Here is a 19,317-nt window from a genome sequence, read left to right as displayed (position 1 = left end):
TTAATCAAATTGTCTTATTAATCATTATTAGCTAGCTTAGGAACTTTCTTTTATTAGTCCCTTCCATGCCTTTAAAGCTTTAACCTACCAGCAATCAAAACATAAACCTTTATATCCATTTCTTTCCAATAAAATAAACATGTCTGCCGTGCGTATGTCAATAATAAAAAAGAGCGTAGTCCCGACTCGAACACGAGACGTAATAGCAGAAATGAAACGCATAGGATTTCCGCTTGTAGATGGTGAACCCTTCACAAGCAACGCAAGATTTATGTTTAATCGAGGGCTTGAAGGCGGCTCCAATTTCTTTGTACTTCTTGAAACGGCAGGAGATAAGTTCAGGGCGTTTTTTCTAAATCCAGATGAGAGTAGAGAAGCTGCAGCTCTCGCATATAAACATACTGTAATTTCTTTGTCTGAGAAGATGGGCCTCAAAGGCACAAAATTCATTGATACCCTCGTAGAAGCAGTACAGCGGGAAAGCTCAAAAAAACCCAAAAATGTTTATTTTATTCAGATGCACTTTCATCTTGGCAAGATAGATAAAGTGCTATTAAATACCACCAAAATGATGCTTGATGATGGCGTTTCTTCATTTGGTTCCTGTGCAATCAATGCTGCATTTGCTCACACTGATTACTTTATCCAAACGATGCACAACAACTTCAAATATATCCTATTCCTGAAGATGGAAAAAACCCTTTCTCAAGCCAACATAACTGCACTTCCAGGCATAGAAGCAACTCTACCTCTCTATTTTCGTGAACCTTGGCTTCCTTCAAAGCATACCGGGCCAAACCCCAACCCCAACGGGCCACACATACTCCTCATTGGAAATTCTCCCCAACTTGAAAGGGAGATCTATGAAAAATACTTTATTGGCGGCTACTATGATTATGCTCCAAGCACCCACGTAACAAAAGATGCAGAAAAAATCCTATCTGAACTTACCCAAAACTATGGGAAGCGGCTTCTTATAGTTGTTGCCCATCCAGCCTGCGACTCAAAACTTCCAGAAGTGGGACTTCTGGAGAGAATTCTCTATGGCGAGATATCTGTTGAAAAAGGACTTGATCTTGTGAGAAAATACGCCCAGGCCGTTGCTTTCTTTAATTCCACAGTTGATCCTTACGATTTTGTCGATTTTGAAAAGATAAAAAGCAAGGTAAAATCCACATTTGAGGGTCGCAACAATGCAGAGCTTTATCGGCGCATGAGCAACATAAATGAAGCCGAATCCTTCGTTAATCTCATATTAAACAAATGGAGCGCCAAATATGGCACAAAGCTTTCAAAGACTACACTAAACCTTGCCTTTTGTCAGGAGATGGCAGAGCGTTTTAGAACACAGAAGATATACGAATCAGACTCTCACAGCCAACCTCGCCTCTACTTTTTTTTGGCTAATGGCAAAATATTCTACTGGCTAAAACAGATAAACGATTTTGGGAAAGGACACACTCGCCTTTGGCTTCCTCCCAACTCTAATAAGAGACTTTCCCCTCAAGAGCTCGTTGCTCTATTCCACGATTTAAAAGATGGAAAAGAAACAAATGCAAGGTTAGACGCTATAATCTACTCACAAATGCAAGACGGAATTCTCAAAATATCAAAAGAGAGGGAGAGCAATACATTACCACAGAAAGTATTCGGTCTTTTAGAAAAACTTTATTTTTATATTACAAAGCAGGGCATTGTGCTTGCAAATGATACCTTAAAGGCAATACTTCGCAAAAACAAAGAGGACCCAATGGCAATTGTTGGAAGCGACCTTTCAAACAGCGCAAGAGGGTCTGTATGGTGGCCAGAATAGATTTAACCAACAAAATAGTATCAATTCATAAAAACTAATCGGCTCTAAAAAAGTTCCATGGCAAAAATAATCTTTAAAACCCAGAAAAAGGAAGTTGAAGCCGCTGTAGGTTCAACGATTCCAGAAATCTCCGATAAAAACAAAATCTTTTATCCTTTTACCTGTCGAGCAGGTGTTTGCACTACCTGTCTCTGTAACGTTCTGGAAGGGGCCGAATGCCTATCCGAAAAAGAAGATAATGAAAAGATGACTCTTGAAGGGGCTTCTGCTCGCGAAAACCAGAGACTTGCTTGCCAGCTAAAAATTATAAAAGAAGGAAAGATAGTCATAGAAAGTGTCGAATCATAATTTAATCTTTTAATTCTTTTACTTTAAAATCATAAAATCCCTATAAGCCGAAAGAAAGCTACTGCATAAAAATGAAGCTCCTTGTAGACCGCAGCCGCAATATTCTTTCTAGTTTCCAATAGCTTTTCGTAAGGCCAATGATAAAAAACAAAAAAATAGAAAAAAATACAACAAAGAGATGGGAGAAGCCCATTATCTCTCCTTTCTTTCAACCATCTCTTGTTTTATCTATCCCTTGATACTTCATAGAGTGCCTTGATTGCAACTATCGCAGCAGCCGGAGCCGTGAAGACAACCAAATAAGAAAGAACCTTTGGCATCCACTCTCCGAGTGTTGGAAGTACTGCTGACAATCCTACGAGCGAGTTGGCTGATAGTAAAAATGCAATTGCTGCTGTAAGAAACAACTGAACTTCTTTGTCAGTAACATTCAACAACCCAACGAGCAACCCTAGCACTCCCAATACCCACATGATTACTCCATTGCCAGGCGATACTATCCCAGCAAGTAGGGCAACTATGACACCAACTATATAAGAATACGGCCCTACAATACCCAATATGCCGGTTTCCTTTCCCATTAAAATATCACCTCCTAGTTTCATTCATAACTTATATAAACTTTAAATTCTTTTTCTTGTGTTAAAAAAAGAAAAAAAGGGAAATTCTAATGTTCTCTCTAACATAGCCATTCAACTATTCTGTTCTTAGTCTTAGAATTTCCTATGTTTTCTATAACACTCGCGGCAATATACGGGCCTTCCTTCGGTAGGCTTAAAGGGAACTTGAGCTCCTTGCCCACAGTCAGAACAAGTTACATTGTACATCTCCCGTCCTGCTCCGAATCTTCCTCTTCCTTCACGTTCTTCATTCATTTCTTTTCTCACCTACATTCTATTTATCTGCAAGAAAAGCCGCCACCCAGCTATTTTACTAACAGCTACAAAAAAGAAGCAGCACATCCTTGCACTATCTGAATATTTTCAACCTACTCCTTTATAATTATAGTATACTGACTTTCCTCACCCCCGGAATCCGCCTAAAACTATTTAAGAGGTTACCCGGTATCCTCTTTTCAGCTATTATTATTAGAGTTGGATTCTCGAAAAGATCCGGGTCTTTTGCATATATCTGTCTTATACTTATACCTGCATTTCCCAAAAAGCGCGTTGCATTTGCAATAATCGCAGGTCTCTTTGCATCAGCCTCGAGTTCAACAACACCAAACCCGAACTCTTGGGCAATATCTTTGAGCATAGCTCCTGCAGGCCTTATTTTCAAGAAAATGACTGAAAGCCTCTCATCTGCCAGTATCCTTTTTATAGTTGCAGACACTACTCTCCTATCAACGCCACAAGCTTTTGCAAGGCTAATTTCCTTTATTTCAATATCCCCGCAGCAGACTTTTCCATCTTTGTTCAAACAGAGTCCATTTTCAATCATTTTTCTTGCTACAGCTAACTTTGCAGGAGAATCAGAAAAAGCCTCCAAAACCCATTTCCACATACTGCATCACCCAGAGAGCGCTCCTCAAACCCTTTATTTTCTTTATGTACTTTTTTGTACGCAAAAGTATTAAATAGTACATTATTTTTTAATTTTCCCTTATGAATCCTCCAAAAGAAATACTCTTAGATTTACACATATCCCCACCAGACCTCTTCTCAGCTATTTTAGAAAACAGCCAAGACGCATTTCTTCTTGAAAGTAGCGAAGGTCCAAAAAAACTCGCACGCTTTTCGTTCATCGGCTTTCTACCTTACAGCCATATGTCCCTAAAAAACGGATGCCTCAAAATTGATGGAGAGGAAACTGACACTAAAAATCCTCTGCTACACTTAAAAAACGAGGTCGGTAAGTCTTCATTTAAAGGACAGGGCTTTCTTGGAGGCGCAGTGGGATATTTTTCATTTGATTATGTACGCTATATAGAAAACTTCCAGTCCTCACCTAATGATGAGGTAAATTTTCCAGATTTTGAGTTTGGGATGTTTAGCGATGCAGTTGTATTTGACCATCGAAAAGGAACTATAAAATACATCTACTCTAACGAAAACAGGCTTGAACTTCTTCTCTCGTATATAAAAGATGCCTCTTTCTCTAACGACGCGATGCAGATGTATAACCAAAAGTGCAAAGTGGGAAAAGAAAAATTTCTATCTATGGTAAACACAGCTAAAGAGTATATAAAAGCTGGAGAAATCTTTCAGGTTGTTCTCTCAAACCGCTACGAAATAAAATTCGTTGGAAGCCTTGTCCCATTTTACAAAAAACTCAAAGCAATAAATCCTTCCCCGTACCTATATTACCTAAAATTTGGAGACAGGCAGTTAATAGGGTCAAGCCCTGAAAATCTTTTTCGGTTAGAAGGAAAAGAAATTACAAGTTACGCTACAATTGCAGGCACCCGCCCACGCGGAAAAACTAAAGAAGAAGACGAATTCCTCGAAAGGGAGCTTCTTTCAGATGAAAAAGAGCGAGCCGAACACCTGATGCTTGTCGACCTAACGCGAAATGATATAGGGAGAGTAGCTAAAATAGGAAGTATCTCGGTTCCGGAGATCATGTCAATCCACAAATATTCTCACGTCCAGCATCTTGTTTCACTTGTTAAAGCAAAAATTTCAAAAGGGAAGGATAGTTATGACATCTTTAATTCAATCTTTCCCGCAGGCACCGTATCCGGAGCTCCAAAAATACGGGCAATAGAAATAATAGATGAGCTTGAAGGCACATCACGAGGACCGTACGCGGGAGCTGTAGGCTACTTTTCTCCCAACGGAAACGCAGATTTTGCAATAGCAATTAGAACACTCTTTGCTTCCAAAAACAGGGCATACGTGCAGGCAGGTGCAGGAATAGTCTATGATAGCATACCTGAAAAGGAATTTGAAGAAATTGAGAACAAGTCGCGCTCCCTTTTGCATGCGTTGGGCGAAGATAGATACCTAGCGGCAATCGGACAATAGAAGAGGTGTAACATATGAAACGCGTTTTGTTGATTGACAACTTTGATTCATTTACTTATAATCTGTATCAGTATCTTTCAGAGTTGGGATGCCTAACAGAAGTTGTGCGCAACAACGCTGTTGGGATTGAGGAGATAATCAATAAACATTATTCCCACATAGTGATTTCACCAGGTCCCGGAAACCCTGAAAACGAAAAGGACTTTGGAATATGCCGCAAGGTTATCTCAGTACTTGGGACCAACACTCCAATATTGGGCGTCTGTCTTGGCCATCAGGGTATAATTTCAGTTTTTGGTGGGAGAATAATCCGCGCAAGAAAACCTATGCATGGAAAAACTGACATTATAACTCACAGTGAAGAAGGGATATTTAATGGAGTTAAAAGCCCGTTGCAGGTAATGCGCTATCACTCGCTTATCGCCGAAGAGACCACTCTTCCATCCTGCCTCAAAGTTACTGCGCGCAGCACTTCCGATCAAGCTATCATGGCCGTCTCACACATAACTCTTCCTATTTTCGGTGTTCAGTTTCATCCCGAATCTATAATGACTCAACAGGGTAAGCTCATACTAAAAAACTTCTTGGAGGTTTCCGATTATGCTAAAACTCCTAAAAAGAGTTGTTGATGGCAAAAATCTTAATTCTGACCAAGCCGCACAGGCAATGCGCCTTATTATTGGCGGCTCTCTAAGTCCAGTCCTTACTGCTTCCTTCTTAACTGCAATGAGAATGAAAGGAGAAACAGAAGAGGAGCTTGCTTCCTTTGCACTAGTGATGCGTCAAAACGCAACACGCATATATCCTAGAGTAAGCAGAAAACTCGTGGATACCTGCGGTACTGGAGGAGATAATTCAGGAACCTTTAACATTTCTACAATCGCGGCCTTCATAGCTGCCGGTGCAGGAGTTCCAATAGCAAAGCATGGTAATCGCGCAGTTTCCAGTTTTTGCGGCTCTGCGGACGTGCTTGAAGCCCTAGGTGCAAAAATGCTTGAACCTAAAAAAGTTGAGGAATGCATATCAAAAATCGGTGTGGGTTTTATGTTCGCTCCATTTTTTCATCCTGCAATGAAAAATGTGATGCCTATAAGAAAAGAGCTTGGGTTCAGGACATTCTTTAATCTCCTTGGTCCTCTTACGAATCCAGCAGGAGCAACTGCACAAGTATTAGGGGTATTTTCTCCCGCACTCCTGGAAAAATTCGCTTCGGTTCTTCTTCATCTTGGTTCAGAGAGCGCCATGGTCGTCCACTCAGAAGGAATGGATGAGATAGGCCTTGGCAAAACAAATATTTGCGAGATTAAAGGAGGTAAAATAAAAAAATATGATTTTGAAGCATCATCCTTTGGGTTTTCAAAGGCGCCTCTCCCGCATCCAAGCGACAGGAAAGATGCAGCTAATATAATGCTTCACATTCTATCAGGGAAAGAAGAAGGGCCAGGGCGGGATTGTGCGATTCTGAATGCTGCCGCCGCAATATATGTTGGAGGAAAAGCAACATCCCTAAAGCAGGGAGTCATGTTGGCAGAAAAATCGCTATCCTCAGAACTTGCTTATGAAAAACTGAAACAGTTCATTTCCTTTACCAATAGGTGTTAACTCATGCAAAAGAACTTTGGAATTTTTGGGGGTCAATTCGTACCAGAAACTTTGATTGCGCCCCTCTCAGAGCTTGAATCCTCATTCCTATCTGCAATCCGCAATGGCGAATTTAGAAGGGAACTTGCTTCCCTTCTTTCTCAATACGCAGGCAGACCAACTCCACTTTACTTTGCAGAGAGATTGAGCAAAAAGCTTAATATGAGGATATATCTCAAACGTGAAGACCTACTTCACACAGGAGCTCACAAAATAAATAACACTCTTGGACAAGCTTTGCTTGCAAAAAGAATGGGAAAAAAAAGAATTATCGCGGAAACCGGAGCAGGGCAGCACGGCTTAGCCACTGCCACTGCAGCTGCCCTCCTCGGACTATCCTGTGACATATATATGGGAAAAAAAGACATGGAGCGGCAAAAACCAAACGTCTATAAGATGGAGCTTCTCGGTGCAAGGGTGATTCCGGTATGCTCTGGCTCCCAAACACTCAAAGATGCAATAAACGAAGCTTTACGCGACTATTCCTCTTCCTATCATACGACTCACTATCTCTTAGGCTCTGCACTTGGGCCCCATCCCTACCCGTCAATAGTAGCCTATTTTCAATCAATAATCGGTAAGGAAGCAAGAAAACAGATTCTACAATTAGAAAAACAACTGCCAAATTATTTGGTAGCCTGTGTTGGTGGCGGAAGCAATGCCATAGGACTTTTTTTGGCTTTTCTTAATGACAACGTCTCTATGATTGGAGTAGAAGCCGGAGGGAAGGGAATCTCCACAAAAAAGCATGCTGCTCGCTTAAGCGGTGATGGACAAAAAGGAATATTACACGGCTGTCTTACATATGTACTTCAGACTCAAGATGGCCAAATAAGAGAAACACATTCTGTTTCAGCAGGCCTGGACTATCCTGCTGTTGGTCCCCAACACTCATATCTACATAGCATCGGAAGAGTCCGATACGTCCATATCTCAGATGCAAAGGCACTTTCTGCGTTCTACACTCTCTCAAGGCTTGAAGGGATAATCCCTGCCTTAGAATCTGCACACGCCCTCGCTTACCTTCACTACTTACCAAAAGAAAGCTGCGTAATAGTAAATCTCTCAGGAAGGGGAGACAAAGACTTAGAATATGTACGTAGCCTTCAGTGATTATATGAAATTCATTCCATATCTATGTTGTGGAGACCCATCCGCTTCATTTACAATAAAAGCAGCTATAGCGCTTGCTCCCTACTCCTACCTTATAGAGCTTGGCATCCCTTTCTCTGACCCAATCGCAGACGGCCCTGCAATTCAGGAGGCAAGTCAGCGAGCCCTTTCAAACGGTGGAGGAATAAGACAAGCTATGCAAATAGCTCACAAAATATCGTCATGCACAAACGTGCCTCTCGCCTTCATGACGTATTACAACCCCATCTTTTCTTATGGAAAAGAAAAGTTTATTTCAGATTCAAAAAAATGTGGTATATCTGCCCTCATCGTTCCGGACCTACCATTTGGAGAAGACCCTTCGTTTTCTGATGCCCTCAAAAAGAGCAATATGGGCTTGATTGGTATGGTTTCCCTTTCAACTTACGTCCGGCGCGCAAAGAAAATTATCAATTCAAGCCACCCATTCACTTACATCGTGTCAGTGAGCGGGACTACTGGCGAGCGAAAGTCGATTTTAAAGGACAGTTTACTGTTTGTAAAAAAAATACGCTCTGTTGCCGGAAAGAAAAAAGAGCTCTTTGTTGGCTTTGGTGTTTCTTCGCCTTCACATGCATTGGAGTTCTTAAAACATGGAGCTAGTGGTGTGATTGTTGGAAGCAAACTAATCAGTCTCTACACGAAATATTTAAATAGCGGCTCCGAAGATTTAGCTATCAGGAAACTTGTAAGCTTTTCCAGATCTTTCGCAGAGATTTGAATCAACCGGTTTTGACGATGCACAAGCCCCGCCGTATTCTGGTTTTTGGAAATCCTCTTTTTAAAGATGATTCAATTGCCATTCAAACGGCTCGCTTTCTACAGAAAAAGCTGCCTGAATTTCACTTTGTTCCCTTTGATACAAGCGAAGATTTGGAAAAGGAAGGAAAGGACCTATTAATCCTGGATACAGTAATTGGAATACGAAGCCCCAGATTAGTAAGTCTTGACGAGCTGTCCTTAAAAAAGCCTTATTCACTCCATGATTTTGACCTTGCCTGGACTCTTCTCTTACTTAAAAAACTCAAAAAATTAGAAAAAGCAACCATAATAGGCCTACCAGCGCGACCTCCAACAAAAAAAACATACCAGCAAATAATAAAGCTCCTACGTTCTCTTTCTTGAACCCTCCTCTATCCATCTTACTTTCAAAAAATGAGTAGCACAACTCATACACGGGTCATAGGCTCTAATTATTCTTTCAAGTTCGACTCTGATCCTTTCCTTACTTCTTCCAACGTCTAAGTTGTCTTGCACTATTTTCTCCATGTCCTTTTCCATATTAACCATATTCTGAGCTGTTGGTATCACCAGATTTATATAATCAATAAGACCCCCATTGTTAATTTTGAGGTTATAATAGAGTGTCCCCCGTGGAGCTTCTATGACTCCTACCCCTTCTCCGGCAGCCAACTTTGGAAGGCTTATCTGCTCTTTTTTAAAATCCGACGTTTCAAGCTTTTCAATTGCGTGGTCAATGCAATTTACTATCTCTATAGCCTGAGCAAGATTATTCATATATATATTATTTGATGGAAAATAAGCCAGCATAGATGAGAGGTCTCTTTTTGTATCTGGATGCAGGGCCTCCCTGTTTAAATTCATTCTTGCAAGCGCACCTACCATATACTCCCTTCCCTCAAATTCAAACCCTGTCGCCTGAGAGTAGGGTTTGACTACCCTATTTAGGTGTTCAAGAAAGTTTTTGCGTGAGATGCAATAGCCCTCTGACGAACAGAGTTCTCCACCGATAAACTCGTAATTTTGGTTTTTTAAAGCTACAAAATGTGTTTTTCTTTCAAACAAGGGCATTGCATCTCTGAATATATCTGCAAATTCAAGTGCGTGGTCACGCGCGTCTTTTAAGAGATGCGCTATTTTGCGTGCTTCATCATTTGGCGGTACTCTGCTAAATCCCCCTACTATAGGGTAAGGCGGATGAACCGCTCTCCCAGCTATAATTTTTGAAAGCTCGTTTCCTGCACTTTTTACCTCAAAAGCCTTCTCAACCAGTTCTCTATCATTTTCTGCTATCTCCAAAATAGAATCAGCATTCATAACGTCGGGAAGACAAAAGAGATACAGATGCATAGCGTGGTCTCTAATCATAAGTCCATCCATTGTTAAGTTCCTAAGAACCATTGTTTGATCAGATGGAATTATGCCTGAAGCATTTTCAACAGCTTCAATGCAACAGAGCAAATGAGCAATGGAGCAGGTACCGCATATCCTTGAGACTACTTGTGCTACGTTTAAAGCCGATTTCCCCCTAACTGCCTGCGTAAAGAATCTTTTTGATTCAGATATTTTAAGATGAGCATATTCTACCTTTCTGTTTTTAACCTTCACTTCAAGGTCAGCATGCCCCTCTATTTTTGAGAGGCTATCAACCTTTATTTCAAAGTCGCCTTCTTTATGCACTGCTTATTTCACCCCAAACTCCTTAAAGCACCTTTCAAGAGTCTCCAAAAAAATTTTTTCATCCATGGGGCAACCAGGAACTTCATAATCTACTTTTATTATGTCTTTTATCGGATGAACCTTTTCCATGTGCCCAAAACGCTCGATAACTAATCTTATCTCTTCTTTGGTTTTTTCATCAAAGACATTTCTCTGGGCAGAAGGCATTCCCGTGCATGCACATGCTCCAACAGAAACAACAAGTTTTGCATTTTCTCTTATCATCTTTGCCTTTTTAGCATCTTCTTCTGTGGCGATGGCTCCCTCTATAAATGCCACATCAATGTCATCAAGTGAGTTTCCTTTTTCTTTGAGCATCCTACAATGGCGAAATTCTAATTTTTTTATCCACTCAAAAAAATGCTGGTTGAGGAGTTCAAGAAATAGAATTGAAGAATCCTCACTGCATGCAAACGTAACCCATGCAACTGAAATCTTGTCCTTTTTTGCAAACGGCAAGCCCATATGTCCTCATCCTTCCTTTTGAGCTTAAACATTTAAAGATTTCACGCCAACTGTGAAGGAAAGTAGCATCGCAGCAGCGAATTGAACTATAAAAATAAATACTTTGGGATATTGGAGAATTCGACTTGTTGCAACGTTCCCGCACAGACATAAACCTTCTAAGCGAGTTTATCTTTTGAGTCCACTTCTTTCAATTTTTTAGTAAATCCCCCCTCCTTCCTTATCATTGATCCATTCAAAAACGGCGACAAAAATCATTTTAATAAACTTAGCCATCATTAAACAGAAGAGGTTGATGAAGAAGGTGATCACCGAGGCTCTGCCGATGATGAAAGACGGACGGACTGACCTTAATTCACTAGCCTGACCAACAAAAGAATTAGGCCAAATGCCAAGCTCCAGCTCAAAACTCCGTCAATCACCAACTCATAATTTGGTATCCTTAGAGTGTGGTATATACCAGCAAGACCAATTTGTTAAATATCAATAACGTTAAGCTTTCATGTCTAAAAACCTTCTTTTTCCCACAGAGCTTTCTTCTTGGCGCCTTCAGGCGCAGTTCAGAGCACGATTCCGTTAGTATTTTAAACATTTCCTACCATAATAATAAACATTTCCTACCATAAATAAAATACATGAGTATTTTACAAATAATTACTAAAAGTTGATGCTATGTCAATACCTCTCAACCGGTTCATCGAGAGAGTCAAAACAAAGTTTATTAATAGTTCGAACTATTCTAGACGCTACAACTATTTTAGACGCCACAGCCTGAAAAAAGATGAGGCCAAAGCAATGGCAAAAGCATTACTTCCAAATATAAATGAATCTCGCGGCACAACTTGGAAGACAATGAAAAAAAGTTTAGATGAGATAGCCCAAGCCGCAGGTAAAAACGCAGGTTCGGCCTTCAAAGCCCTTTCCAATCCCACTATCGCAGAGATGTTTTCCAAAGATCCAGAGCGAGTTATAAGAAAATTCAAGGAGATAGCCTACGCCACAGGTGAAAACGCATGGTTGGCCTTCGGAGCCCTTTCAAATAACACCGTCGCTTCCCTTTTTGCACAACACCCAGATGCAGTTGTCAAAATAGCCCAAGCCACAGGTGAATACGCATGGGCGGCCTTCGGAGCCCTTTCAAATAACACCGTCGCTTCCCTTTTTGAAAAATACACAGGTGAATTTGTCCAAATAGCCCAAGCCACAGGTGAATACGCATGGTTGGCCTTCGGAGCCATTTCAAATTACAAAGTCGCTTCCCTTTTTGAAAAATACACAGGTGAATTTGTCCAAATAGCCCAAGCCACAGGTAAAGACGCAGTTTCGGCCTTCAGATCCCTTTCAAATGACGAAGTTGCTTTCTTTTTTGCACAAGACCCAGATGTATTTATCCGAATAGCCAAAGCCGCATGTATCTACGCAGATTGGGCCTTCAAAGCCCTTCCCAATCCCACTATCGTAGGGGTGTTTTCCACAGATCCAGATCAAATTATTCCAGATCAAATTATAAAATATTTAATCAAATAAAGATTTAATCAAATTATAAAAGATTATTTAAAGGAGAGATATTAGTCAAATCCCCAGGTAAAAACGTATGGGCGGCCTTCGAAGCCCTTTCAGATGACAAAGTCGCTTCCCTTTTTGAAAAATACACAGGTGAATTTGTCCAAATAGCCCAAGCCACAGGTGAAAACGCAGGTTGGGCCTTCACAGCCCTTTCCAATTCCACTATCGCAGGGATGTTTTCCAAAGATCCAGAGCAAGTTATAAGAAACTTCAAGGAGATAGCCCAAGCCGCAGGTAAAAACGCAGATCTGATTTTCATGAGCCTTCCAGATGATGCACCATACACAGTACAATATTTGAAAGATGCTACCCTCCTCTTCTTCAATGAAAAAATAACCATTAACCAACTGATATTTCACCTAAAAACTATTTTATCTGAGACCATAGAATTAGGTAGGAGTATTGATGATCTACATGATAGAGAAACACAAAGGATGAATCTAATTAACCGTCAAACTACAGAAACCATCCTCTCCTTACTATGCTCAGACCCACAACTTTTCTACACTTCAACAAATCATCTTCTTTTTGATAAACTGAAGAAAGACTTGAATAATAAATCAGTTTCAGATCTTCTAAATGAATTTGGAGGAGTAAGTTTTGATTCTACTATTGGGAGAAACTTACTTTTCAGAGCAATCACTTACGATAGACTCTATGGTGCAGAAAATTCAATACTGCAAGATAGTGAAGTTGACGATGCCAGAAAAGCTATCCTATCTCCTCTTGACGGAAACAAATTTGATGACACCTATCTCTTTATGCTTGCAAACGGCATCGAAGTCCTTCTAAGATCTTCTCTCATCTCTAAAGACCAAATCATCAAACATCTTGCAGGGACACTTGAAGAGGCACGAAAAAACGACAACAAATCTCTTATATCTGCTCATGAATATCTGCTTGTAATGGTTGATCCAGATACAAAGCACGTCTCAGAGGATAATAAGGGCAAAATAACTAATCTCAAGAAGCTTACCACCTATAATCCTAACCAATACAAAGGTAAAGACGGTTACATAACCTGCGTGCAGGTATTCAAGAAGGAGGATGTTGGCAGAGACCATTGGCCTATGAGCCAGGATTTTTTTCGTGAGATTTTTGGTAATCCCAGCAAAGGAAGCGATGGAGAGCTGATTTATGAAGGCACTACGGGTAAAAATCAAATAAAAAGAAGAGTAATCCTTTACATGGGCGAATCCGATGATAAAAGCCAAGATTTTATTAAACGCAAAATTGATGAACTTGGAAACTTAATAATCACATTTAGAGGGCATTCATTCAGTTTGCAAGGAGTCTTTCCTCCTACAATATTTGAAAATAAAAATGCAAACATTCTTTTCATACCGGGCAGCTGCGGCAGTGCAGGATCAACCGCAATGTACATTATGAGTAACCCGAATACTAATCTTTTATTCATTGCAAACACTTCTACCGGGAGAGGACAAGTTACAAATGCACTTGTCAAAATACTTCTTGAGCAAGATCAGCCTATAAACTTTCAAAAGATAAAAGAGAATAACGCAAGTTTTATTTTAAAATATGGAGGAAATCCCCAAACGCTCACCTTCGTAAGTGTGGGGGAGCTCCTGCTTCGATATGTAAACCTGCAAAGCGGTCAGACAAATCCATAATAATCAAAATTTAATAATCAATGCGTTTGCGTATTATTTAAAAACCTAGAGCTAAAACAATTCTTTTATGAGCAACGAAAAGGGAACAGCTCTTTCATATTTAACCGCAGCTGTAAGCGGTATGGCTGTCTTTGCAAATAGTTTTGGAGTAGTGACCATTGACTCAACGGTTTATACCCTCATAAAGAATGTGCTTGTGACTCTGATCTTAGCAGGTTTTTTGATTTTTTTTAAAAAGCGCACAGAAATCCTGTCTCTAGATAAAAAACACATCGTATACCTCCTTTTCGTTGGAATTAGTGGTGGAGGGATAGCATTTGCGCTCTTTTTTGCTGGCCTTGCCGGCCTATCGGGCTCTGAAGGGTCATTTCTCTACCGCCTTTTATTTATTTTCTCAATTCCGTTAGCAGTTCTTATTTTTAGGGAAAGGCTAAAACCGCGCGTTGTCCTGGGTGCCGTCGCAATCCTTGGAGGCAATTTACTGCTCCTTGGAAACTCTTCGATCTCCCTCAACACAAGTAGTTTTCTCGTTCTTCTTGCAACAGTTCTATGGGCAACAGAATATGCAGTATCAAAAAAGGCTTTAGAACGCCTTTCCCCTATTACAGTTGCTTCTGCTAGAATGGGTATTGGTTCGCTTGTTTTATTGGCAATTGTTCTATACCAAGGCAAAGGAGATGTACTCTTGAATATCCCGCCCCAATCTCTTATCTGGATTGCAATCGCTACCGGATTCTTAGTCCTTTTTGTAACACTCTGGTACTCAGCTTTGAAATATTCCTCTCTATTACCTGCAACTGCAATTCTAACACTTGGAGGTCCGATATCCGCCATCCTCTCCTTTTTATTTGCGGGAAAGGCAATCATCCCGTTACAAGCCTTGGGCTTTTTGCTTCTTGGAGTCGGAGCAATCTTCGTCACCGGATTGGCGGAGACTATCTCGACTCTTAATTCCATAAGGTCAAAGTCGCTTCAACTTCTAAAAAATTTTGAGGTGAAGTAAATGGTTTGTTATGTGATTCCGACGCTAACAGCTATCGCTGTTTATCTTCAAAGACGCATACAAAAAAGAACGGATAAGGAGGGCAAATATCTTAATCTTCTTCTTTTGGGAGGTTCAATATTTGGGATTATTGACCACATCTGGAATGGAGAATTGTTTTATTCTTCGAACCTCATTTCTGATTTATCTTTAGGAGTTCTAATAACCCTCTCACTATACGTATGCTGGTTCATAATAACATTATATTCTAAAATAGATATAAATAAACGTACAAACGTTTTGGCAAGGGATTAGATGCTGGGTTGCGAATTAGCTGGAAGGTTCGCATTGCCTCCTAACTCCAAATCCTATTGCGGAAAAGCGGGATTTCCAGAAATCCTTTTGAAATATTTAACTAATAGGAATAATGAGAATGCAACTGCACTTTCAAAGGCACTATCCCGTTTTTATGTACATTACTCCTATCTATCTCTAATCGCAAAAGCTAATCAACTAAACCCCTTTGATAAGAGCGTTGCAGAAGCGTTCTGGATCGGAAATAACCTTCTCAAAAACGTGAGCCGAGAGGAGGTAATCCGTCTTATAAAAAAAAGATTTTGTGGAAGAGGTTTATTAGCACAAAAAAATGCCAATAATCTTGTAGCAAAAATGCCATTCACGTTCGTTGCGCATCATTCTTTTCATGTTCTTCATATTCATACAGTAACCGGTGCAGTAGTCCCTACAACTCGCAATTTAGATTTGTGTCTTCCATCATGGGGTAGGGTAATCCGCATAAGCAGAGATTACCTTACTGTTAAAAGCCAAAGGCTTGTACGTCGCAATAACCGTTTTTATTTTCTGCCCTGCATAAAAAAACTTTCTCGGGTGTGTGCTAGAATAAACCTTTTACCGAAATTAGAAATAGGTAATCTTGTTGCGTCCCATTGGGGAGTCGCAGTTATGAAAATTACGCCAGCCCAAGCTTCTAGACTTAAAAAATATACGAAAATAAATATGGACGCAATAAACGATGCCAATAACAAAAACACACAAAAGCTTTCCAGTTTCTACTAGTCATGCCGTGGCTAGGCCGTGATCTTAACTACTAAGTTTTCTTTAATAACTAACAAAATCATTAAAAAATAACTCCTCCATGTTCTAGGCATGGCGGTCGAAGAGCTTTTTCTACTTATAGGGTCTACAATCTTTCTTGCAAAGTCGTCAGAATTAGTAGTTGAGAATGCTGCAAGACTTGCTAAATTCTTTGGAATAAGCCAGCTTACAATAGGAATGATTCTCATAGCTGTCTCCACATCATTGCCAGAGCTCTCCGTATCCGTCCTATCCTCTGTTATTCATGAAGGCTCCATTGCTGCAGGAAACGTTTTTGGCTCTAACATAGCAAATATACTGCTCGTGCTCGGCCTTGGAGCATTTTTATACAGTTTTCGTATTGATAAAGACTCCCTCCCATCTCTAACTTATTCTCTTTTGCTTACTACTACCATATCAGCGTACATTCTTATTCACTCTTATTTCACCGATTCTGCTCTGGGATTCTATGAGGGCATTTTCTTATTGCTGATAGGATTGTGGTTTTTGCATAATCTACTTAAAGACAAGAGGATGAAACCCATTCCTACAAAAAGAGTGCACATGTACGAAGGAATAAAGTCGTTTTTATTTTTTATGATTGTGATTATCGCAGTTATAATAAGCTCAGGTTTTGTTGTTGACTCCGCAGTAAACCTCTCTAACATATTGGGGCTCGCTAAAAGTTTTATAGGTTCGACTATAATAGCTGTTGGAACCTCCCTTCCTGAGTTGTCCATAGACCTCCAATCAATAAAAAGAAGGCAATACAAACTTGCTATTGGAGATGCGTTGGGTAGCAATGTTGTTAATTTAACCCTTGTTCTTGGGAGTGCAGCAGCAATAAGTCCCATCTCTGTAAATCTCAAAATCTTCTCGGTTGCACTGCTCTTTGCAATAATTGCAAATATCGTTTTTTACTATTTTGTCCATGAGAGATATAAGTTGGCAAAAACCGAAGGCATCTCTCTTCTCATTGTTTATCTCTTCTACATAATAATAATATCCTCAATACAGCTAAAAGAAGCAGAAATCTTTATTAAACTTAATTAATATCTAATTCAACCCCAGTAAAAAGCGTCGCTGACTTGATAGCAAGACAGGAGGGGGGAATTTATGAACGAAAAATTGGTGATTAACGCTGTTGCTGTCGGAATAATACTTTTTGTTTTGTTAGCTGGCCAGTTAGTACAGCCATCAAGGCAGAGCCTAACTTACATAAGCACCTACGGTTTTATTGCCCTCTTATGCCTGTTACTAATCCTCTCGCTTCCCTATCTTTCCAAAGCTTTGCAACATAAGATTATTCTATCTGCTTATAAGAATAGGCGCCTTATAGGAATCTGGACATTCCTTTTTGCACTCATTCATGTAGTACTTGTACTAAACTTTATCCTTAAGTGGGATGTTCTTCCGCTGTTTACAAACCCAAACTATATTTTCCTTACACTCGGGTTTGTAGCTTTCTGTTTGCTCTTCCTTATGGCCATAACCTCAAATGATTTTTCAGTTAAGCTTCTTGGCGCAAAATGGAAGAGCCTCCATCGTGTTATCTTTATCGCACTGGTGCTTATACTAATTCACTTTTTGAATGTCGGAAAGATATTTGCAAAAGAACCCGTCTTGGCATTTGGGGTTGTAGCAATATCCCTCTTAGTGATCCTTTCAAGGTTGTGCTTGACATGCAAGATATTAAAGATATAGCAACCAAGAGTTTTTTACGGCTTATTCACAACAAACTCCAAAGTATAAAAGCAGCAAATAAGAAAATGACGAATCTTATTAATGAATCTTATAAGTGTTGATTAAAAAGAGCATTAAAGCCATTAGTGTCCCGTTTTCCAGCTATTTGCCCATTTAAGCAAGTAAAATTTATCTTAAACAAACGAATAACCATTACTATTATAAGTGACTAATTTTGTTCTCCCTCTTCTATATCGTTCACTGTTCAGCAGGTGTAGACGTCTCTTCAAAAAGCCTCCCGCTTCCACTACTTGGGTGATTAAAGTAATATCGTTTAATGGTCATTTACAACCCTTTTTCAAATTCTTTAAACGCGGCGCATTAGTTCGTTGGGATTTTCAATTAGGTCAACTCTTTCTGAATCGGAAAGAGATTCACTTGCAAGATATCTAAAAGCAACTTCTGTTTTTTTACGAGCTATTCTGGCTATTTCCACAAACGCCCACGGATACTCATCAAACAACGGAGCCAAAGGCTTCTCATAAAGAAGGTCTAAAGCACGCACCCCTTCTAGCCTCCCCCCAGTTGCTTTTAAAATTTCAACAAATGGCTTCGGGTGCTTCTCAAATATCGAACGCATTTTTGAACCACATTTACCATATATAATATACCAGTAAATCTGTTTGTAAATCTTTTTCTTAATTACTTTTTCAATTTCCACAACCGCCCACGGAAACCTCTCAACCAATTGACTCACATCTTCATAGTTAATACCACCGAGAATAGAATCACCGCTATATATTCTACGTGCAGAAACTTTTGCAATTTCTAGGAGCGCCCAGAGATAGTTCTCATACAATCGAGCCGCCCCCTCACTAGAAATAACTTTCAAGAGATATTCCCTATTCTCTTCCTTTCTCCTACTCTCTCCAAAAATTCCTGGCTTTGTGACTACTTTTAAAAACTCTAAGAATAATTCTAAATTACTAGAAGGATATGAACATATATTTGCAATCTCTTTTGTGGAAAGAGCCTCAAAAGCAAGTGGTGTTCTTTTACGAGCTATTTTGGCTATTTCAACAAATACTCTAGGATTCTTAACAAATATAGGGCTCCTGACATCATCCCCAAGTAAATCGATTGCCTTGATCGCATGCTCTCCTGCATTTTTGGCAATCTTTAAAAGGATTTTACTTACCTTTTCAGGATTATTTATAAACATTTCACTAATATCCGGTTTATAAAGAACTTTTAAAAGCGTGTTATTTCCCACCCTTTTGGCAACCTTTAAAAGAACCTTTACTACCTTAGGGTTATCGTATAAGCGCTTAATGATTCCTTTCTCAAAAGCGTTAGCTTGAGAGCCTAATTCTCCTTGAGAGTCTATATGTTTATAATAGAAACGTCTAATAAAAGAATCACGCTTATTTTCATATACGGGGTATTTTCCCACCTCTTTTTTCTTCAGTAAATTCATATGCGTCACCAGATATACTTATGCCTTATCTTCTT

General features: G+C 39.8%; 21 protein-coding genes. 15 read left to right on the top strand and 6 right to left on the bottom strand.

What is annotated here, in order from left to right:
• Positions 1-139: 139 nt before the first annotated feature.
• On the top strand, positions 140-1,813 hold the full coding sequence (locus QXF67_03635) for a hypothetical protein (protein ID MEM3060595.1): 1,674 nt from the start codon (positions 140-142) through the stop codon (positions 1,811-1,813).
• 57 nt (positions 1,814-1,870) lie between these two features.
• Positions 1,871-2,161, top strand: coding sequence for a 2Fe-2S iron-sulfur cluster-binding protein (locus QXF67_03630; protein MEM3060594.1), 291 nt, complete (start codon positions 1,871-1,873; stop codon positions 2,159-2,161).
• Positions 2,162-2,385: 224 nt separating this feature from the next.
• On the opposite strand, the gene QXF67_03625 is transcribed toward QXF67_03630, so the two are convergent.
• The 3 genes from QXF67_03625 to QXF67_03615 form a co-directional block, all read right to left on the bottom strand.
• Positions 2,386-2,742 (bottom strand): hypothetical protein, encoded by a 357-nt coding sequence (locus QXF67_03625; GenBank protein ID MEM3060593.1) that lies wholly within the window; start codon positions 2,740-2,742, stop codon positions 2,386-2,388.
• A 132-nt stretch (positions 2,743-2,874) separates the two neighbouring features.
• Entirely contained in the window at positions 2,875-3,036 is a 162-nt protein-coding gene (locus tag QXF67_03620; protein ID MEM3060592.1) for a CxxC-x17-CxxC domain-containing protein, read from the bottom strand.
• Positions 3,037-3,163: 127 nt separating this feature from the next.
• Complete coding sequence (locus tag QXF67_03615) at positions 3,164-3,667, bottom strand: hypothetical protein (GenBank protein MEM3060591.1); 504 nt, start codon at positions 3,665-3,667, stop codon at positions 3,164-3,166.
• Between the two features lie 101 nt (positions 3,668-3,768).
• Here QXF67_03615 and QXF67_03610 point away from each other — a divergent pair, with 101 nt between their 5' ends.
• The 6 genes from QXF67_03610 to QXF67_03585 are packed head-to-tail and all read left to right on the top strand — an operon-like array spanning position 3,769 to position 9,048.
• Complete coding sequence (locus QXF67_03610; protein MEM3060590.1) at positions 3,769-5,130, top strand: anthranilate synthase component I family protein; 1,362 nt, start codon at positions 3,769-3,771, stop codon at positions 5,128-5,130.
• Positions 5,131-5,144: 14 nt separating this feature from the next.
• Positions 5,145-5,759 (top strand): aminodeoxychorismate/anthranilate synthase component II, encoded by a 615-nt coding sequence (locus QXF67_03605; protein MEM3060589.1) that lies wholly within the window; start codon positions 5,145-5,147, stop codon positions 5,757-5,759.
• A complete protein-coding gene (gene trpD / locus QXF67_03600) occupies positions 5,731-6,732 on the top strand; it encodes an anthranilate phosphoribosyltransferase (protein ID MEM3060588.1) in 1,002 nt (333 codons plus the stop codon). The genes QXF67_03605 and trpD overlap by 29 nt, the downstream gene beginning before the upstream one ends.
• A 3-nt stretch (positions 6,733-6,735) precedes the next feature.
• Positions 6,736-7,884, top strand: a complete 1,149-nt coding sequence (trpB, locus tag QXF67_03595) for a tryptophan synthase subunit beta (protein MEM3060587.1) — start codon at positions 6,736-6,738, stop codon at positions 7,882-7,884.
• A complete protein-coding gene (gene trpA, locus QXF67_03590) occupies positions 7,865-8,644 on the top strand; it encodes a tryptophan synthase subunit alpha (protein ID MEM3060586.1) in 780 nt (259 codons plus the stop codon). The genes trpB and trpA overlap by 20 nt, the downstream gene beginning before the upstream one ends.
• On the top strand, positions 8,641-9,048 hold the full coding sequence (locus QXF67_03585) for a hypothetical protein (GenBank protein MEM3060585.1): 408 nt from the start codon (positions 8,641-8,643) through the stop codon (positions 9,046-9,048). Before trpA ends, QXF67_03585 begins: the two co-directional genes overlap by 4 nt.
• Here QXF67_03585 and QXF67_03580 read toward each other — a convergent pair.
• A complete protein-coding gene (locus tag QXF67_03580) occupies positions 9,031-10,344 on the bottom strand; it encodes a nickel-dependent hydrogenase large subunit (GenBank protein MEM3060584.1) in 1,314 nt (437 codons plus the stop codon). The two genes, QXF67_03585 and QXF67_03580, sit on opposite strands and share 18 nt — an antisense overlap.
• Positions 10,345-10,347: 3 nt before the next feature.
• Positions 10,348-10,848: a hypothetical protein gene (locus QXF67_03575; protein ID MEM3060583.1), complete on the bottom strand. Its 501-nt coding sequence runs from the start codon at positions 10,846-10,848 to the stop codon at positions 10,348-10,350.
• A 672-nt stretch (positions 10,849-11,520) separates the two neighbouring features.
• Here QXF67_03575 and QXF67_03570 point away from each other — a divergent pair.
• The 7 genes from QXF67_03570 (at position 11,521) to QXF67_03540 (ending at position 17,826) form a co-directional block, all read left to right on the top strand.
• Positions 11,521-12,375, top strand: coding sequence for a hypothetical protein (locus QXF67_03570; GenBank protein ID MEM3060582.1), 855 nt, complete (start codon positions 11,521-11,523; stop codon positions 12,373-12,375).
• Positions 12,376-12,587: 212 nt separating this feature from the next.
• A complete protein-coding gene (locus QXF67_03565; GenBank protein MEM3060581.1) occupies positions 12,588-14,045 on the top strand; it encodes a hypothetical protein in 1,458 nt (485 codons plus the stop codon).
• A gap of 67 nt (positions 14,046-14,112) precedes the next feature.
• On the top strand, positions 14,113-15,048 hold the full coding sequence (locus QXF67_03560; GenBank protein MEM3060580.1) for a DMT family transporter: 936 nt from the start codon (positions 14,113-14,115) through the stop codon (positions 15,046-15,048).
• Positions 15,049-15,342, top strand: a complete 294-nt coding sequence (locus tag QXF67_03555; GenBank protein ID MEM3060579.1) for a hypothetical protein — start codon at positions 15,049-15,051, stop codon at positions 15,340-15,342.
• Positions 15,343-16,104, top strand: a complete 762-nt coding sequence (locus QXF67_03550) for a DUF6390 family protein (GenBank protein MEM3060578.1) — start codon at positions 15,343-15,345, stop codon at positions 16,102-16,104. It abuts the gene before it with no gap.
• 90 nt (positions 16,105-16,194) lie between these two features.
• On the top strand, positions 16,195-17,175 hold the full coding sequence (locus QXF67_03545) for a sodium:calcium antiporter (GenBank protein ID MEM3060577.1): 981 nt from the start codon (positions 16,195-16,197) through the stop codon (positions 17,173-17,175).
• A gap of 63 nt (positions 17,176-17,238) precedes the next feature.
• Positions 17,239-17,826: a ferric reductase-like transmembrane domain-containing protein gene (locus QXF67_03540; GenBank protein ID MEM3060576.1), complete on the top strand. Its 588-nt coding sequence runs from the start codon at positions 17,239-17,241 to the stop codon at positions 17,824-17,826.
• Between the two features lie 346 nt (positions 17,827-18,172).
• Here the strand turns inward: QXF67_03540 and QXF67_03535 are convergent, their stop codons facing one another.
• On the bottom strand, positions 18,173-19,282 hold the full coding sequence (locus QXF67_03535; GenBank protein ID MEM3060575.1) for a hypothetical protein: 1,110 nt from the start codon (positions 19,280-19,282) through the stop codon (positions 18,173-18,175).
• Positions 19,283-19,317: the final 35 nt, after the last annotated feature.

The sequence above is a fragment of the Candidatus Anstonellales archaeon genome (assembly GCA_038869735.1).
Taxonomy (GTDB): Archaea; Micrarchaeota; Micrarchaeia; order Anstonellales; family CG1-02-47-40; genus JAWCQO01.
The sequence above is the reverse complement of the archived record's forward strand: the minus strand, read 5'-3'. Positions and strand labels throughout refer to the sequence as shown.

What these genes read in the sequence shown, in the direction of transcription:
- QXF67_03635 (MEM3060595.1), top strand. Translation starts at nt 140, where the DNA reads ATGTCTGCCGTGCGTATGTCAATAATAAAAAAGAGCGTAGTCCCGACT.
- QXF67_03630 (MEM3060594.1), top strand. Translation starts at nt 1,871, where the DNA reads ATGGCAAAAATAATCTTTAAAACCCAGAAAAAGGAAGTTGAAGCCGCT.
- QXF67_03625 (MEM3060593.1), bottom strand. Translation starts at nt 2,742, where the DNA reads ATGGGAAAGGAAACCGGCATATTGGGTATTGTAGGGCCGTATTCTTAT.
- QXF67_03620 (MEM3060592.1), bottom strand. Translation starts at nt 3,036, where the DNA reads ATGAATGAAGAACGTGAAGGAAGAGGAAGATTCGGAGCAGGACGGGAG.
- QXF67_03615 (MEM3060591.1), bottom strand. Translation starts at nt 3,667, where the DNA reads ATGTGGAAATGGGTTTTGGAGGCTTTTTCTGATTCTCCTGCAAAGTTA.
- QXF67_03610 (MEM3060590.1), top strand. Translation starts at nt 3,769, where the DNA reads ATGAATCCTCCAAAAGAAATACTCTTAGATTTACACATATCCCCACCA.
- QXF67_03605 (MEM3060589.1), top strand. Translation starts at nt 5,145, where the DNA reads ATGAAACGCGTTTTGTTGATTGACAACTTTGATTCATTTACTTATAAT.
- trpD (MEM3060588.1), top strand. Translation starts at nt 5,731, where the DNA reads ATGCTAAAACTCCTAAAAAGAGTTGTTGATGGCAAAAATCTTAATTCT.
- trpB (MEM3060587.1), top strand. Translation starts at nt 6,736, where the DNA reads ATGCAAAAGAACTTTGGAATTTTTGGGGGTCAATTCGTACCAGAAACT.
- trpA (MEM3060586.1), top strand. Translation starts at nt 7,865, where the DNA reads ATGTACGTAGCCTTCAGTGATTATATGAAATTCATTCCATATCTATGT.
- QXF67_03575 (MEM3060583.1), bottom strand. Translation starts at nt 10,848, where the DNA reads ATGGGCTTGCCGTTTGCAAAAAAGGACAAGATTTCAGTTGCATGGGTT.
- QXF67_03570 (MEM3060582.1), top strand. Translation starts at nt 11,521, where the DNA reads ATGTCAATACCTCTCAACCGGTTCATCGAGAGAGTCAAAACAAAGTTT.
- QXF67_03565 (MEM3060581.1), top strand. Translation starts at nt 12,588, where the DNA reads ATGTTTTCCAAAGATCCAGAGCAAGTTATAAGAAACTTCAAGGAGATA.
- QXF67_03560 (MEM3060580.1), top strand. Translation starts at nt 14,113, where the DNA reads ATGAGCAACGAAAAGGGAACAGCTCTTTCATATTTAACCGCAGCTGTA.
- QXF67_03555 (MEM3060579.1), top strand. Translation starts at nt 15,049, where the DNA reads ATGGTTTGTTATGTGATTCCGACGCTAACAGCTATCGCTGTTTATCTT.
- QXF67_03550 (MEM3060578.1), top strand. Translation starts at nt 15,343, where the DNA reads ATGCTGGGTTGCGAATTAGCTGGAAGGTTCGCATTGCCTCCTAACTCC.
- QXF67_03545 (MEM3060577.1), top strand. Translation starts at nt 16,195, where the DNA reads ATGGCGGTCGAAGAGCTTTTTCTACTTATAGGGTCTACAATCTTTCTT.
- QXF67_03540 (MEM3060576.1), top strand. Translation starts at nt 17,239, where the DNA reads ATGAACGAAAAATTGGTGATTAACGCTGTTGCTGTCGGAATAATACTT.
- QXF67_03535 (MEM3060575.1), bottom strand. Translation starts at nt 19,282, where the DNA reads ATGAATTTACTGAAGAAAAAAGAGGTGGGAAAATACCCCGTATATGAA.